This window comes from Bradyrhizobium sp. LTSP857 (assembly GCF_000938285.1).
Classification (GTDB): Bacteria; Pseudomonadota; Alphaproteobacteria; order Rhizobiales; family Xanthobacteraceae; genus Bradyrhizobium.
Window position 1 is genome coordinate 89714 of record NZ_JYMS01000045.1, and the last position, 16050, is coordinate 105763.

The 16050-nt window shown below is 63.3% G+C and carries 15 protein-coding genes; 9 read left to right on the forward strand and 6 right to left on the reverse strand.

Going from position 1 to position 16050, the window contains the following annotated elements; genetic code table 11:
- Positions 1 to 2 precede the first annotated feature (2 nt).
- From UP06_RS28370 to UP06_RS28390, 5 genes are read right to left on the reverse strand one after another with little or no spacing between them, the layout of a single operon-like run.
- Complete coding sequence (locus UP06_RS28370; protein WP_045006979.1) at positions 3 to 1319, reverse strand: NAD(P)/FAD-dependent oxidoreductase; 1317 nt, start codon at positions 1317 to 1319, stop codon at positions 3 to 5.
- Between the two features lie 44 nt (positions 1320 to 1363).
- Positions 1364 to 2110 carry an amino acid ABC transporter ATP-binding protein gene (locus UP06_RS28375; RefSeq protein ID WP_045006980.1) on the reverse strand — a complete coding sequence of 249 codons (747 nt, stop codon included), beginning with the start codon at positions 2108 to 2110 and terminating at the stop codon, positions 1364 to 1366.
- Complete coding sequence (locus tag UP06_RS28380; protein ID WP_245305566.1) at positions 2107 to 2925, reverse strand: amino acid ABC transporter permease; 819 nt, start codon at positions 2923 to 2925, stop codon at positions 2107 to 2109. The genes UP06_RS28375 and UP06_RS28380 overlap by 4 nt, the downstream gene beginning before the upstream one ends.
- Positions 2922 to 3638: an amino acid ABC transporter permease gene (locus UP06_RS28385; RefSeq protein ID WP_045006982.1), complete on the reverse strand. Its 717-nt coding sequence runs from the start codon at positions 3636 to 3638 to the stop codon at positions 2922 to 2924. The genes UP06_RS28380 and UP06_RS28385 overlap by 4 nt, the downstream gene beginning before the upstream one ends.
- A gap of 17 nt (positions 3639 to 3655) precedes the next feature.
- Positions 3656 to 4483 (reverse strand): transporter substrate-binding domain-containing protein, encoded by an 828-nt coding sequence (locus UP06_RS28390; protein ID WP_045006983.1) that lies wholly within the window; start codon positions 4481 to 4483, stop codon positions 3656 to 3658.
- A 198-nt stretch (positions 4484 to 4681) separates the two neighbouring features.
- Between UP06_RS28390 and UP06_RS28395 the strand changes: the two genes are divergently transcribed.
- Positions 4682 to 5452, forward strand: coding sequence for an IclR family transcriptional regulator (locus UP06_RS28395; RefSeq protein ID WP_045006984.1), 771 nt, complete (start codon positions 4682 to 4684; stop codon positions 5450 to 5452).
- Between the two features lie 36 nt (positions 5453 to 5488).
- Here UP06_RS28395 and UP06_RS28400 read toward each other — a convergent pair whose 3' ends face one another.
- Positions 5489 to 6250 (reverse strand): GntR family transcriptional regulator, encoded by a 762-nt coding sequence (locus tag UP06_RS28400; RefSeq protein WP_045007171.1) that lies wholly within the window; start codon positions 6248 to 6250, stop codon positions 5489 to 5491.
- A 77-nt stretch (positions 6251 to 6327) separates the two neighbouring features.
- Between UP06_RS28400 and UP06_RS28405 the strand changes: the two genes are divergently transcribed.
- The 8 genes from UP06_RS28405 to UP06_RS28440 all read left to right on the forward strand — a co-directional run bounded on the left by UP06_RS28405 (position 6328) and on the right by UP06_RS28440 (position 15950).
- The gene (locus UP06_RS28405; RefSeq protein ID WP_045006985.1) at positions 6328 to 7644 is read left to right on the forward strand and encodes a M20 family metallopeptidase; all 1317 of its coding nucleotides are present in this window, start codon (positions 6328 to 6330) and stop codon (positions 7642 to 7644) included.
- Positions 7645 to 7662: 18 nt separating this feature from the next.
- On the forward strand, positions 7663 to 9210 hold the full coding sequence (locus UP06_RS28410; protein WP_045006986.1) for an ABC transporter substrate-binding protein: 1548 nt from the start codon (positions 7663 to 7665) through the stop codon (positions 9208 to 9210).
- A 14-nt stretch (positions 9211 to 9224) separates the two neighbouring features.
- Complete coding sequence (locus UP06_RS28415; RefSeq protein ID WP_045006987.1) at positions 9225 to 10172, forward strand: ABC transporter permease; 948 nt, start codon at positions 9225 to 9227, stop codon at positions 10170 to 10172.
- Entirely contained in the window at positions 10165 to 10995 is an 831-nt protein-coding gene (locus tag UP06_RS28420) for an ABC transporter permease (RefSeq protein ID WP_045006988.1), read from the forward strand. The genes UP06_RS28415 and UP06_RS28420 overlap by 8 nt, the downstream gene beginning before the upstream one ends.
- On the forward strand, positions 10992 to 12566 hold the full coding sequence (locus UP06_RS28425; protein WP_045006989.1) for an ATP-binding cassette domain-containing protein: 1575 nt from the start codon (positions 10992 to 10994) through the stop codon (positions 12564 to 12566). The genes UP06_RS28420 and UP06_RS28425 overlap by 4 nt, the downstream gene beginning before the upstream one ends.
- Positions 12567 to 12584: 18 nt before the next feature.
- The gene (locus UP06_RS28430) at positions 12585 to 13808 is read left to right on the forward strand and encodes a M20 family metallopeptidase (RefSeq protein WP_045006990.1); all 1224 of its coding nucleotides are present in this window, start codon (positions 12585 to 12587) and stop codon (positions 13806 to 13808) included.
- A gap of 21 nt (positions 13809 to 13829) precedes the next feature.
- Entirely contained in the window at positions 13830 to 14951 is a 1122-nt protein-coding gene (locus UP06_RS28435) for a M24 family metallopeptidase (RefSeq protein WP_050032169.1), read from the forward strand.
- Between the two features lie 138 nt (positions 14952 to 15089).
- Positions 15090 to 15950 carry an alpha/beta hydrolase gene (locus UP06_RS28440; protein ID WP_045006991.1) on the forward strand — a complete coding sequence of 287 codons (861 nt, stop codon included), beginning with the start codon at positions 15090 to 15092 and terminating at the stop codon, positions 15948 to 15950.
- Positions 15951 to 16050 lie beyond the last annotated feature (100 nt).

The window sequence follows — 16050 nt, forward strand, 5'->3', positions numbered from 1 at the left end:
GATCAGCGTCCCGGACGATCGAGGAAATCGCGCAGGCGATACCAGCCGGCAAAGAGCGGCATGAACCACGGCTTGCCCGAATAGAAGGGCACGGCCGTGAATGTCTCGCGGTCGAAGGCCGAAGGCATGTTCTGCTCGCCGAGAATTTTACGCGCTGTCTGGTAGCCGAGAAAGGTCATCAGCGCGACTCCGTTGCCGTTGCAACCAGCCGCGAAATCCGTGCCGTCGCGGGCGCCGAGATGGGCGATCTTGTCGACGGTCATGGCCACGCGCCCGCTCCAGGCATGAGTGATCTTCACGCCCGCAAGCTGCGGCCAAATGGCCAGCATGCGCGCATAAAGCCGCTTCGCGGCCAGCTTGTCAGGCATGTCGAAGATGCCCGGGCGTGAACCGAACAGAAGCCGGGTCCCGTCAGGCGACGGCCTGGTATAGATCAAATCACGGCGCGTGTCGGACACCATGCGGGCCTGCGGAATGAGCTCGGCCAAGAGATCGGCCGGCAGCGGCACGGTGGCAATCTGATAGCTCTTGACCGGCACGATACGGCTGGCAAGGCTCGGTGTCGCATCAGCGGCGGTATAACCGTTCGTGGTTGCGACGACGTGCGCAGCCCGAATGCTGCCTCGAGCGGTCGGCACGACCTTCTCTCCGCTCGCACCATCCTGTACGACACCTGCACGTGCATGCGAGCGCAGCATGACGCCGGCGGCGCGCGCCCGGTCGCGCAGCGCCTTGTGATACTTGCCCGGATGCAGACCGCCATATTCGTCGATCACCATGCCGCCATGATAGTAGTCCGAACCGATCGCCGATCGCTGATGCGCGCGATCGAGGAAATGCACGGTCACGCCGGTCTTTTCCGCCAGGAGCGTGCCATGCCGCTTCAGGGTTTCGTAATCGCCCGCAGCGTGGGCGCCGAAAAAGCGGCCGGTGAGCGCAAGACCCGCGTCCAGCTTCTCCGTCCTGACCAGCATCTTGAGATAATCGAAGCTCTCGTTGCTCTCGCCAATCAGGCGCGAGAAGAGCGCGGGATCGATCCCCTTGATCGCGCCACTCACCACCAGCTTCTGGCCACTCGACACCATGCCGCCCGAACGCGTCGAGGCTCCCTCCCCGATCCGATCGCCGTCGATGACGACGACGGAGCGCCCGGCGCGCGCCAGATGGGTCGCCGCGTTCAGCCCGGCATAGCCCGAGCCAATGACCACGACGTCGGCTCGCTGCGGCAGCGGATCGAGATCGGTCTCCGGTTCCGCAGCCTCCCACCAGTAAGGCGTCTCCTTGAAGTCCGTGGCGTAGATGTCGTCAAAACGAGGCATGATACATTGGGCCTTGCGGCTCACCTTTCATTGCACGTGTGCGATCAGAGAACCTGACCGAGGAATTCGCGAGTGCGCGGGTCTTGCGGATTGTCAAAGAGTTCTGCTGGAGGCGCACTCTCCACGATCAGACCATGATCGGTGAAACAGACGCGTTGCGAGACGTCCCGGGCGAACTTCATCTCATGAGTCACGAGAATGCAGGTGAGGCCTTCCTCGACCAGTTCGCGGATCGCGAAGAGCACGTCCTTCACCGTTTCCGGATCGAGCGCAGCCGTCACCTCGTCGAACAGGATCACGTCCGGCTGCATCGCGAGTGCGCGGGCGATTGCCACGCGCTGTTGCTGGCCGCCGGAAAGCTGCCCCGGATAGCTGTCCGCCTTCTCCGAGAGCCGCACTTTCTTCAGGAGCTTGCGGGCTCGCTCCTCGACTTCGGCGCGATCGTGTCCGAGAACCTGGATCGGCGCCATCATGATGTTTTCCAGCGCCGTGCGATGCGGAAAAAGATTGTACTGCTGGAACACCATCGCCACCTGATGGCGCAGCGCCCGCATCTGCCTTTCGGACTTCATTTCATGCACCCGGTGCGCGCCGACGCGGACAAAGCCTTCGTCCACGGGAATCAGGCCGTTGATGCAGCGCAGAATGGTGGACTTGCCCGACCCGGAGGGGCCGATAATGCAGACTGCCTCGCCCTTCTGCACGAACATCGAAATGCCCTTGAGAACAGGGACGTCACCGAAGGACTTGCGGACGTTGTCGAGCTCTATCAGAGCGTCGATGCGGTTCACAGGCTCTCTCCCTTCACGGCGCGCTCCCGCCGACGCGCGAGGGCCGCGATCGGATAGCAATAGGCGATGAACAGGAAGAGGACGGTCAAATAGAAGTAGACGATCACCCGCTCGTTCTCCACGGCGAGCAAAGTGTTCAGAATCGTCAGCACGTCCTGGATACCGGTGACCGTGGCCAGCGCTGTCGCAATCATCAGCAGCGCGTAAAGATTCGTCCAGCCTGGGATCATGCGCCGCAGCGCCTGTGGCATGATCACGTGGCGATAGATCTGGCCGGCGCTATAGCCGAGCGAACGCGCCGCTTCCCACTGGCCGCTGTGAATGGACTGAACGGCACCCCGGATCACCTCGGAGAAATTCGCCGCCGTCGGCAGCGCAAGGCCAATCACGGCCTTCACGAACGGCGGGAACGGAATGGTCGTGCCGAAGACGTGCATCTCGAACGGCAGGAAATAGAGCGTTGCAAAGAGCAAAACGAGCCACGGTGAATTGCGCAGGAAATTCATCAGCAGAAAGGATGGGACCCGGATCGGTCCGAACCTGGCAAGCGTCGCAAATCCCATGATCGTACCGAGCACCGTCGCCAGTGCCATAGAGGCGATCGAGAGAATGATATTGAGGACAAAGCCGCCCGTGATCGGCCAGCCGGATGCCGAGCCGGTGAGAAGCAGAGGAAGCCGCACCAGCACGCGGCTCCAATGCGCCGAGCCGCCTGCCGCGGCATCGACCGCGATCCAGATCACCACGCCAAGGGCGATCGACAGCAGAACGGCGCGCTTCTTTCCCTCATAGGAGAGCATGGAGCCCGCGATCAATGCCCCCTCCCGTAACCCGGGAAGGCCATGAAGGCTTCGAGCCTCGCCATTGCAAATGTGAGGATGGACACCAGCACCACGTAGATGAGGAGGACCAGAATCATAACCTCCAGTGTGCGAAACGTGTCATTGTAGATCTGTCCCGCGTAATACATCAGTTCCGGCACGGTGATGACGGATGCCTGTGACGTCGTTTTGAAGAGGTTGGTCAGGATGTTCGTCAGTCCCGGCAGGCAGATGCGAGTGGCGATCGGTGCCTCAATGCGCCAGAAGCGGGCCCATCGACCGTAACCAAGTGACCGTGCCGCATCGATGATCGACCGCGGCATGGTTTCGATGCCCGAGCGGAAGGCTTCGATCGCCAGCGCTCCGCCGAAGAGACTGAGCGAAATCGCAGCACAGGCAAAGGCGCTGAGAAGCGGAACCGATAATCCCGTCGACGGATCGGTCACCCTGAGGCCGAGAGATGAGAGGGTGAAATAGGCAAACAGCATCTGCAACAGCGGCGGCGTGTTGCGGAACACCTCGACAAACAACTCGATCAGGGCATCGAGCCAGAAAATCCGCAGCGTGAGCCCGAAAGCCCCCAGCATGCCGATGAGGATGGCGACACTCGATGAGAGCGTCGCCAGCTTCAGCGTGTTGATGACACCGGTCAGCAGCCATTGCTGGTACGCAGGATCCGCGAGCCAGGAATAATCGAGACCGAACAAGGGCCGCTCCGTGTGCGTCAGTTCTTCGCAGCCGCAGCCTTCGCCCGCGCGGCAATGTAGTCGGAGTGCGGCATGCCGAACTCGGTCTCCCACGCGATCAGCTTGCCTTCGGCCTCGGCCTTCCCGATGGCCTTGTCGACGGCTTCGCGGAATTCCGCGTCTCCCTTGCGGAGACCGCCCGCCATCGGCTGGAATTCATAGGGTGCGACCGCGATCTTGTAGCTCGCCCAATCGGGCTCCTTGAGCTTCTGCTGAAGCGTCATGTCGTCAAAGACGAAGCCGATGCAACGATTGTCTTTCAACGCCCGATAGGCTTCCGGCTGGGTCTTGAAGGCCACGAGAGTGATGCCGAACTCCTCGGTCATCTTCTTATTGTAGTAGGAGCCCTGGATGCCGCAGACTGACTTGCCCTTCAGCTCTTCCCACTTGGAGAGCGTCGCTTCCTTGGCCGCCAGCACGGACGGGCCGGCAGCGGAAACGTATTCCGTCGTGAAGTCGATGACCTTGGCGCGCTCGGCCGTGACGCCGAGCGTGGCGAAGATCACGTCGATGCGGCCGGCGGTCAGGAATTCGATGCGATTGGAAGCGACGACAGGCACGAGTTCGATCTTGTCCTCCGAGCCAAGGAGCTCCTTGGCAACGTACTTGGCAAGCGAGACCTCGAAGCCGACGACGTCGCCCTTATCGTTCAGATAGCCATACGGGACGTAATCATTCTTCACGCCGACGACGAGCTTGCCGCGCGCCTTGACGTTCTCAAGCGTGCCCGCCACGGCGGCGCTACCAACACAGAAGGCAGCGAGCGCAAGGGCGGAAACGCCCATTATCCTTTTGAAGCCTGTCATCCCTGTCCCTCTGGAAAAATCGCGCCCCCCGGCGCTGCTACTGCAACGCCGCGTCAGCCATCAGCTTTTTGCAAATGCAGAAATCGGGCCGCTCAAAGAATATGCATGCTTCTCAAGCGACCTAATTTTCATCATTGGAGACGCATCTTTCTCAATATACAAGTTACCGAGAGCTCTTTTTTCATAATGTGAGATTCTATGCCGGCGATCGTCCAACCGCCGTCCGGTGGGGCCCAGCTGCTCGACCGGGCCGTCATCCTGCTGGATCTCGTCGCCGATGGCGGCGTCGAGGGCCTATCGCTCAAGGACTTGGCGGCTCGCTCCGGGCTCAACACCGCCACCTGTCACCGCATCCTCAACACACTGGTCGGTCACAAGCTGCTTGCCCGCGACAACCAAAAACGGCGCTACAGGCTGGGTGCACGCATGGCGATCTATGGCGTGCGCGCTGCTCGCGGCCCCGGCATCATCAGCCGCTGCGAGGTTGCGCTGTCACGACTCAGGCGCCGCACCGGCGACACGACCCACCTGATGGCCTGCTTCAACCACGATTCCGTCTGTCTCGACCGGCGCGACGGCGAATGCATCGTGCCAACGCTGACGGGATCGATCGGCGGCTTCGTGCCCCTCGGCGTAGGCCCAGGCTCGATCGCGATGCTCGCATTCCTCGATGAGGACGAGCAGGACTACATCATCCGCGCCAACCTCGGGCGCTACGCCTCCTATCGCAACCTCACCGAGGACAAGATTCGGCAGCTGATCGCCGACACCCGCCGCCGCGGTTACGCGGTGGACGTGGGCGAACTCATTCCCGGCATTGCCGGAGTTGGCATGCCGATCATGACGCCGGGCGAAAAACCAGGCGCCGCGCTCAGTTTCACGCTGCTCTGCGCGAAGCTGGGGCCCGGCGTCCTCGAACACTACGGCGCCCTCCTGAAGGAAGAAATCGACGCGATCGTCGGTCAATAGCAAGGGTCAGGGGTGCGTGGCACCGGTCGAAACAGATTAGCGGATCTCGTTCACGTAGTGATGATGCGCAGTCGTGGTGCGGTGCTCGCTCAGGATCGCAAGCGCACCAGCTTGATCGTACGCCTCCTCGCGGATGACCAGAACGGCGCTCGGCGAAGCTAGCGCAAGTAGACGCCGGTCCTCCTTGTCGGCCAGCTCTGCCAGGAGCTTCTCGCGGATCGCTGCAATGCGAATGCCGTAGGTGTCGAGCAGATGGAGGTAGAGCAGCGCAGGCACGCTCGCCGGCTTGTGCGGGAAATCAGGCACGCGGCGTGCAACGAGCCGTATTCGCGAATGCATCACCGGCACGCGGCCAACCCGTCGGATGCGATGAAGACAGAGCAGCGGCTCCCCCACGGCTTCCGTGAAGAGCATCGCCTCCTCTGCATCTGCCGGCCGCAGCACCACGGACAAGACTTCGGGCGCGGAACGCTGGAGGCTGCCGTCTTCGCCATGAAGCCGGAAATACTGGAAGAAAAAGCGCAGACTGTGCTGCGGTGCGCGGCCGGTCACCACCGTCCCGGTCTTGCGCCGGCGCACCAGCATGCCGTCGGCCGTCAGGTCCGCGAGTGCGCGGCGGATGGTGCCTACCGCAACTCCGTATCGCGCAGCAAGCGCAACTTCACCGGGAAGCACCGTGCCCGGAGACAGTTCGCCCACCAGGATAGCCTCGGCGATCTGTCGCTTGACGTGCTCGTACAACGGAACCGGCAGGCTCGATGGGTCGCTCGCCGCTGCTTTTGCCTGCTTACCGGTCACGCCTGCCTCATTCTTTGGAATTGACAGCAATCGGCTTCGCCTATTTCTTTATAGAATATAGAAATGAGCCGCCGCAAATGGTTTCTCCATCGCCAGGCCTTGGACTGGTCAGCCCGACGCTGGCCGACGGTTTCGCCGAGATCGAGCGCACAGCCGAATGTGCGATCGACGATCTTGCGCGGATGGTGGCAATCGACACGACTTTCCCGCCCGGCGCGGGGTACGAAGCGTTTGCCGCCTTGATGGAGAGCGCTGTTGCAGCGCTCGGCCTGGATTGCCAACGCGTCGATGTCCCCGAACATTTGTGGCGCGTAGCGGGCGGCCCGGCGCAAGGGCGCAGAACCAATCTCATCGCCCGCCGCCGCTCCGACAAGCCGGTGCTCGGGCTGTATTTTCATGTCGACACCGTGCCGGCAGCGCCCGGGTGGATCTCCAACCCTTTCCAGTTGACGCGCGACGGCGACCGCCTGATCGGCCTCGGCGCTGCCGACATGAAGGGCACCATCGCGGCCGTGCTGCTCGCGCTGCGTGCCGCCGACGCGATCGGCCTGCCGCTCGGCTACGACCCGATGCTGCTGCTTTGCACCGACGAAGAAGGCGGACTCTATCCCGGCGTGCGCTATCTGGCGGAACAAGGTTTGCTCGAAGGCCACGTTCTCAACTTCAATGGAGCCGCGGCGCCGCGCATCTGGGCCGGCTGCTTTGGCCTCTTCACGCTTCTGGTGCGCGTCCACGGCAAGACAGTTCACGCAAGCGAAGCCGGGACCGCGGGCTCAAGCGCCAACGCCATCGAGGCCGCACTGCCGATCCTCAATGCGCTCGCGGCATTGAAACCGACGATCGCCGCGCGGACGTCCGCCCTGCCCGCGCCGCCGCATGCGACGCATCCGCTCGCAGCCCAGCTTGATATTTCCGCAGCCCATGGCGGCCAATGCGGCGGCCAGATTCCATCGCTCTTTGAGGTTCTCGTCTGTCGGCGCTATGCGCCGGAGGAAGACTTTCAGGCCGCGCGTACCGAAATCGAGAACGCGGTCCTTGCGGCGGCCCCTGGGGCTGCCGTCGAATTGGTTCTCACCGGCCACCTCATGCCGACATCCGATCCGACAGGCCCGCACTGGCCGCGCTGGCAGGAGGCGCTCTCGGTCGGGTTCGGATACGCACCGGACGATTTCGCCAAATGGGGTGCGACGAGCTGTTCCGATTTCGGCTGGGTGCAACAGACCGGAATGCAGGAGATCCTGCTGACCGGCCTCGGTCGGCCGGAGAGCCGCGTTCACGCGCCCGGCGAATTCACCACGCGCGCCGACATTGTCGCGCTGGCGAAATCGGTCCTTGCCTATCTGGCCGCCGAATTCCGTCCCGATCTGTCTCCCGAAACAAACGCCGCCCGCTAACTCAAGGAGCACGAATCCATGCTGTCCGTCAGTCGCCGACTTTTCCTTGCGGGAACCGCGATCGGCCTCGCCGGTCTGCCCAGGATCGCCTTCGCCGAAGCCCCGAAACGCGGTGGCGTGCTCCGGATGTCGGTCGACCAGGCCGCGTCGGTCATCCATCCGATGCAGGCGCGCGTGAACCCGGAATATCTCGTCACCGAACTGCTCTACTCCAACCTCACCCGGCTGAAGTCGGACATGACCGTCGAGCCGGACCTCGCGATTTCCTGGGAACCCAATGCGACGCTGACCGAGTGGACTTTCAAGCTGCGCCCGGGTGTGACGTTTCATGACGGCTCACCACTGACCGCCGACGATGTCGTCGCTACCATCAACGCCATCCTCGATCCGAAGACCGCTTCTCCCGGCCGCACCAATGTCGGCCCGATCAAGGAAGTCGCCGCGGTCGATCCGCTGACCGTCAAGTTGACGCTCACAGGCGCCTATGCCGACCTGCCGGTGGCACTCACCTATCTCAACGCGCGTATCGTTCCGGCCAAGGTCATCGCCAGCGACCTCGCGAGCCTTTCGACCACCGCCAACGGTACCGGCCCATTCAAGCTGGCGTCCTACGAGCCCGATCGCCGCATCGTCGTCGAACGTAACCCGGCTTATTATGATCCGGCGCGGCCCTACCTCGACCGCATCGAGTTGCTCGTCTATCCGGACCGCACCGCCGAAGCGTCCGCCATGATCTCCGGTGAGATCGATTTGCTGCTCACGACCACGCCGGGCGAATATGAGCGCCTCGTCAAGGCCGATGGCGTCAAGGCCCTACGCACCCCATCCGGCCAATTCCTGAATATCAACCTCGGATGCGACCAGAAACCGTTCAACGACGTGCGCGTTCGCCAGGCCCTGGCATTGGCGGTTGATCGCGAGGCGACCGTGGGCTTCGTTGCGGGTGGCTATGGCACGCCGGGCAACGACACGCCGCTGAGCTCCGCCTACCACTTCTACAAGAACATTCCGCTGAAGAAGCCCGACATCGCCAAGGCGAAGAAGCTCCTGGCCGACGCGGGCTATCCCAACGGCATCGATCTGACGCTGGTCGCATCCGACAAGCCGTCAACCCGCACGCAGCTCGGCGTCGCGGTCCGCGAGATGGCGGCCGCAGCTGGCTTCCGCATCAACGTGCAGACCATGCCGCATGCCACCTATCTCGACCAGGTCTGGAAGAAAGGCAATTTCTACGTCGGCTTCTACAACATGCAGCCGACCGCCGACGCCATCTTCAACCTGCTCTACACGTCGAACGCAGCCTGGAACGAGACCCATTGGAACAACGCGGACTTCGACAAAGTCATCGATGCAGCCCGTGTCGAGGCCGATGATGCGAAGCGCACGGCGCTCTATGCCAAGGCACAGGACATGATGAACGCCGAGGTGCCCTCGGTGATTTCGGCATTCTTCGACCTGCTCGCGGCACAGCGCTCCTACGTCGACGGCTACGTGCTGCACCCACGCGGATCGGTATTCCGCCTCGACGTGGTCTCGCTCGGCGCCGGCGCGCCGAAGCGCGCCTGACGCCGGAGACGCTCGTGTCGTTGGCCTGGTTTGCGCGTCGTCTGATGCTGATGGTCTACACCGTCATCGTGGTCTCGATGCTGGTGTTCACCATCACGCAAATTCTGCCGGCGGACGCTGCCCAATCGCTGCTCGGGGAAAATGCGACGCCCGAAATGCTGGCCGCGCTCAGGGCAAAGCTCGGGCTCGGCGATCCGGCCTGGCTGCAATATGCGCGCTGGGCCGGCCACGTCTTCACCGGCGATTTCGGCATCTCGATGCGCACGAGCCTGCCGGTCGGTCCGGAAATGCTCGCAGCGCTGTCGCGCTCGCTGCTGCTTGCCGTCTCGGCCATCCTGGTCACGCTGGCTGTTGCCGTGCCGCTCGGCGTGATAGCGGCGCTACGGCAAGGCAGGCTCACCGACACGGGCGTCAGCCTCATTGCCTATCTCGGGGTCTCGCTGCCGGAATTCGTCACCGCGACGCTGCTTGCCCTTCTGCTGGCCGATACGTTGCATTGGCTGCCGGCGACCGGCTACGTCTCCCCACTGGAGGATTTCGGCGACGGCATCCGTCATCTGGCGCTGCCTGTGCTCACCGTCTCGGTCATCCTCGTCGCGCACGTCATGCGCATGATGCGCTCCGAGACGCTCGACGTGCTGAAATCGGACTATATCCGCGCCGCGCGCTTGAGAGGCCTGCCGGAGCGCACCGTGCTGTTTCGCCACGCGCTCCGCAACGCGCTGTTGCCGGTCGTCACCATCATCGCGCTCGACGTCGGCTACCTGCTCGGCGGCATCATCGTGATCGAGGAGATATTCGCCCTTCCCGGCATCGGGCGGGCGCTGATGGTCGCCATCACCACGCGCGACCTGCCGTCGATCCAGGCGGGCGCGTTGATCATGGCTGCGACCTATGCCCTCACCAACACATTCGCCGACATGGCCTATGCGTCTCTCGACCGGCGGATCCGCTATGACTGAGCTGTTGATCCGCCTGATGCGAAGACCACAGGGTTTTGTCGGCGTCGTACTCCTGGCGCTGATCGCGGCCACCTGCCTGTTCGGGTCCGCATTGGCGCCCTATGCGCCGGAGAAGATCGATTTTCTCGGCCGGTTTCGCCCACCCGGCTGGCAGAACTGGCTTGGCGCTGATCAATTCGGCCGCGACATCCTGAGCCGCCTGATGGTCGGCGCGCGTTCGACCGTGCCGCTCGCTTTCATCGCCACCTTCGTCGGCAGCGCAGCCGGAGCGGTCATCGGCGTTGGCTCGGCCTATCTCGGCGGACGAACCGACGAGGCCATCATGCGCACCAACGACGCCGTGATGGCAATCCCAGGCCTTCTGATGGCCCTGTTGCTGGTCTCAACGCTCGGCAATGGCGCCGGCAATGCCGTCATTGCCATCGCGGTGGCCTTTGCGCCGGGCATGGCGCGGGTGACCCGATCGGCCGCGCTCAACGTGCGCAATCAAGACTATGTCAAGGCCGCCATAGCGCGTGGCGAGGGAGCGCCCTGGATCATCTTCCGCGAGATGTTGCCGAACGTCATGGCGCCGATCGTGATCGAATCCACCATTCGCGTCTCGTTTGCCGTCATGCTGTTCGCAACGCTGAGCTTTCTCGGCGTCGGCGCCCAACCGCCCGCATCCGAATGGGGGCTCATGGTGGCGGACGCGCGCCAGTACATGCATCAGGCGCCGTGGGGATTGATCGCGCCATCGGCCGCGATCGCGCTCACCGCCATTGCCTTCAACCTGGTCGGCGACGGTCTTCGCGACGCCCTCAATCCGAAGGACGAGCGGTGACCTCCGCACTCTCAATCAAGAACTACACGCTCGATTACATCACGACCGCTGGACCGGTGCGCGTACTGCACGACATTTCGCTCCAGATCGCGCCGGGCGAGGTGCTGGGCCTCGTTGGAGAATCCGGCTCAGGCAAGAGCTCGCTTGCTTGGGCACTGATGCGCCATCTCCCCGACAACGCTCGCGAAGTCGCAGGCTCGCTGCAGCTGGGCGATGTCGACCTTCAGCGCCTGAGCCCGCGCGAGCTGACCGGGATCCGGGGACGCCGTCTCGGGATGGTGTTTCAGGATCCTTCGACATCGCTCAATCCGACGCTCACCGTCGGAACGCAAATCACGGAAGCGTTGATACGGCATCGCGGCCTGAAGCGGCGCGACGCCGGTTCGCTCGCCATCGAGCTGCTCGGTCACGTCGATCTCAACAATCCCGCTGCGGTCATGAGACGCTATCCGCATGAAATCTCCGGCGGGGAAAAGCAACGCGTCGTCATTGCCACCGCCTTTGGTTGCCAGCCCGACGTCATCCTCTTCGACGAGCCAACCACCGCACTCGACGTCATCACCGGCGCGCGCATCCTCGAACTGTTCGCGCGACTACGCCGGGAGACAGGCGTTGCCGCGCTCTATATTTCCCACGATCTTGCACTTGTGACGCGCGTCGCCGACCGGGTCGCGGTTCTGGAGCGCGGCCGCCTGGTCGAGCAGGCACCGGCGGCCGACATCTTCCGCGCGCCGCGCCATGCCAACACGCGCGCACTCGTGGACGCCGTGCCGAGACCGGAACGCCGCCTTGTCCATGACAAGCCGCCTGACCGGGTCCTTCTCGCGGCCTCCGACATCGAAGTCCAATATGGCAGCGGCGGGCTGTTCCGCGACGCGCCGCCGCCGGCGACGAAAAAGATCGGGCTCGAGGTTCGCGGCGGCGAGATCCTTGGTCTCGTCGGCGAGTCCGGCTCTGGCAAGTCTTCGATGGCTCGCGCCCTGACCGGGCTTGCACGCTTCTCAGGCAAGATCTTCTTCGAGGAGCACGAGATCAACGGCATGCGCGACATGAACGCCGCCTACCGCCGCGACGTGCAGATCATTTTCCAGCATCCGGATTCGTCGCTCAATCCGCGTCACAGGATCGACGAGATCCTGTCGCGTCCTCTCAAGCTCTACGGCGGCGATCTTGCGGATATCCCCCGCCTGCTCGACCAGGTGCGCCTGCCTGCATCCTACGCCCATCGCTGGCCACATCAGCTTTCAGGCGGCGAGAAGCAGCGCATTGCCATCGCGCGTGCCTTCGCTGCGCGGCCGAAACTCGTGATCTGCGACGAGATCACCGCGCCGCTGGATGTCTCCGTGCAGGCCCAGATCATCGAATTGCTTCTGTCGCTGCGGGAGACGACTGGGGCCGCCTTTCTCTTCATCACTCACGATCTCAACCTCATCCGTCAGATCGCTCACCGCATCGCGGTGATGCGCCGGGGTGAAGTGGTCGACCTGTTGCCCTTCGAAGATTTCGATGCGGACCACGTTCATCCCTATACCCGCGAACTGATGGCTGCTTCCCCCGTGCCGGTCGGCTGACGACAAGGATCTCCTTCCATGGATCATCACAATGCCAAAGAACTTCTCGCACGCATCGACGTGCCCGCCGCCCTCGATCTCCTGTCACGCATGGTGCAGCACAAGAGTTACTCCAAATCGGACGGCGAGAAACAGCTCGCAGCCTTCATGGCTGGCCGCATGCGCGAGCTCGGCCTCGAGACCGAGCTCTCGCCCTTCGGCAATGAGGGCCGGGTCAACGCCGTCGGCCGCTGGAAGGGCAGCGGCGGCGGCAAGAGCCTGATGTTCAACGGTCATCTCGATACCAACCCGGTGACCGAGGGCTGGACCGTCGACCCCTGGGCAGGCAAGGTCGACGACGCCTTCATCTACGGCATCGGCGTTTCCAACATGAAGGCCGGCGATGCCGCCTACTTCTGCGCGGTCAAGACGCTGATTGACGCCGGCGTCAAACTCAGCGGCGACGTCATCCTCACCTTTGTGGTTGGCGAGCTGCAAGGCGGCGTCGGTACCTACTCGCTGGTCGAGCAAGGACTTCGCGCCGACTATTTCATCAACTCCGAGCCGACCGATCTGAAGGCCATGACGATGCACGCCGCGGCGTTCATGTTCATCATCGAGTTGACCGGCAATACCCGTCATCTGTCCAAGCGCGAAGAAGCGGTCGATGCGATCACAGCCGCGTGCGACCTTATTCCGCACCTCAATGCGATGAAATTCTCGGGCGCCCTCTCGCCGGAACATGAGCGGATCAATCGCGTCCATGTCGGCGTGGTCCACGGCGCGCTCGGCCGCGAGCTGCACGAATGGCGCACGCCCCAGGTCGCTGATTTCGTGCGGATCAAGGGCTCGGGCCGCTATGCACCGGGCCAGACCGAGGCCGGCGCGATGGCCGACATGCGTCGCGAGCTCGATGCGCTCGAAGCACGGTTTCCCGGCCTCAAGGCCGAGATCATGTCGGAAGACCGCTCCGGCGTTCCAACCATGCCGCCATTCGAAGTGGCACGCACGAGCCCGATCGTCGCGGCCGTCAACCGCGCTTATCGCGCAGTACGTGGAGAAGAACAGCCGACGGGCGCCGTTGCCCCGAGTTGCTTCTACGGGACCGATGCTGGGCATCTGCACTATTTCGGCGGAATGGAGGGCATCGTCTGCGGCCCCGGCGGCCGCTACAACACGATGCCCGATGAGCGGGTCGATATCGTCGACTTCATCGACATGATCCGCATCTACATGCTGGCCATTCTGGATATCTGTGCCTGAGAATGCCGAGGGTGAATTCCAATGTTGTTTCCGATCGACGAATATGAAGCGCGCGTTACGCGCGTGCGCGAACAGATGGCTGCGCGCGAACTCGATGTCCTGATCATCGACCAGAGCGAATTCCTCGTCTACCTCACCGGCTTCTCGATATCGGAGAACATGTACCGGGCATGCCTCCTGCCGCGCGACGGCGAACCGATCATGATCCTGCGTGCTGTCGACCTTGGCCCGTTCGCCGAGAGCTCTTGGCTTTCACGCTCCGTCGCCTTCGCCGACTGGGAAGACCCGATCCAGGTGCTCGCCGACACGATCGCCCGGCTGGGCTGCGCTCAAGGACGGATCGGCCTGGATGAAGACTCCTATTGCATGCCGCTCCGCCGCTTCAAGCAGCTCACAGCCCGACTGCCGAGCGCAAGCTTCGTGGACTTCTCCGGCGTCATGGCGACGCTGCGCACCAGGAAAAGCGCAAGAGAGATCGCCGTGCTCAGGCGCGCCAGCGAGATCGGCGATCTCGGTATCGCGGCGGCGCTCAAGGCTGCCGGCGCCGGCAAGTCGGCCCGCGACGCTGCGGCGGCCGTCTATCAAGTGTTCATGCAGGAGGGCGCAGATGCCGCGCGCGCTGGCGTCATTACGGCCGGCGTCGGCAACGCGTTCCTGCATGGCGGGCTGACCAAGCAGAAGCTGGCCGAGGGCGATATCCTGCATATGGAGCTGTTACCCTATATCGACGGCTACAGCGCCCGGCTGATGCGCTCGGCGGTGATCGGCGAAATCAAGCCACACCGTTCGCATCTCGCGCGGCGGCTGATCGAGATCCAGGACCGGCAATTCGAGGCGATCAAGCCCGGCGCCAACGCCGCCGACGTCGATGCTCTGGCGCGAAAGGCTATGCTCGCCGATGGCCTGCGGCCCGACTACCCGAACATCACCGGCTATTCGCTCGGCTGCTATCCGCTCCATACCCCGCGCACCAGCGACTTCTCGCACATCTTCCTGCCCACGGCCCATTGGACGCTGGAAGAAGGCATGGTGTTCCACATGTACGTCTCCGCCGACGGCATCGCGATCAGCGAGACGGTGCTGGTGACCGCGACCGGGCATGAGTGCCTGACACGCTCGCCGCGGCAAGTGTTTCAGGTCTGAGCAACGCAGGACCGGGATACGGGCCATTCAGGCGTGGCACTTTTCTTGATCTCCATCTCGGTCCATATTTGGCGCGAATGGTCCAACGCCTCAATCGAGCCGACGGATCAAGCCGCCGCGTGACGGCACGGAGACTCCATGGTTGACGACCCCCGCCCAACACAACGGCCCCTCGATCCCCGTACAAACTGGTCCGCGCTTTCCCAGGCCGAACGCGACGCCGCCTATGACAACAACACGGCGGTCAAGAACAGCGCGGCCCTGATCGCCGAACGGAACGAAGCGTCGAAGCGGCTGCGGGGTGCGCTGAAATCCCACCTCGATCTGCCCTACGGCGTGCGGGCGAACAACAAGATCGATCTCTATCCTGCCGCGAAGCCTGATGCGCCCTGCCTGGTCTTCCTGCATGGCGGCTATTGGCAGCGCAATTCGCGCGAGCTGTTCGCCATGCTCGTCGAAGGCGTCGCCGCACATGGCTGGTCGGTCGCCATTCCCGGCTATTCGCTGGCGCCCGAGTTTTCGCTGACCGACATCGTTGCCGAAATCCCGCGCGCGCTCGACTGGCTCGCCGCGCACGGCGCATCTTATGGAATCTCCGGGCCGGTCGTGCTGTCGGGCTGGTCGGCGGGCGCCCACCTCGTTGCGATGGCGCTGGACCATCCGCGCGTACATGCCGGACTGGCGATGTCCGGCGTCTACGATCTCGCGCCGATCCGCGATACCGGACTGAACAACGCGCTGAAGCTGACGGACGAGGAGATTGCGAGGCTTTCGCCGCTTCACCTGCCGGCGACGCCCAAGCGGCTCGATATCGCCTATGGCAGTAGTGAGCTTCCGGCACTCGTGCTGGATTCAATCAACTTCCATGAGAAGCGCGCGGCCGCCAAGGCGCCAGGCAAGCTGATCCCGATTGAAGGCGCGGACCATTTCACCATTCTCGAGTCGCTGCGTCGGCCTGATGGTATTCTAGTGGACGCTGCTCGCCGGCTGCTGGACTAAAAAGTGCGAAAACAACCCCATGCACAGTAGAACGCCCTTGTTTCCTAAGGAAAATCTACGCCGCGGACCGCTTTGACTCGTCGGGCAAAACAGAGGCACA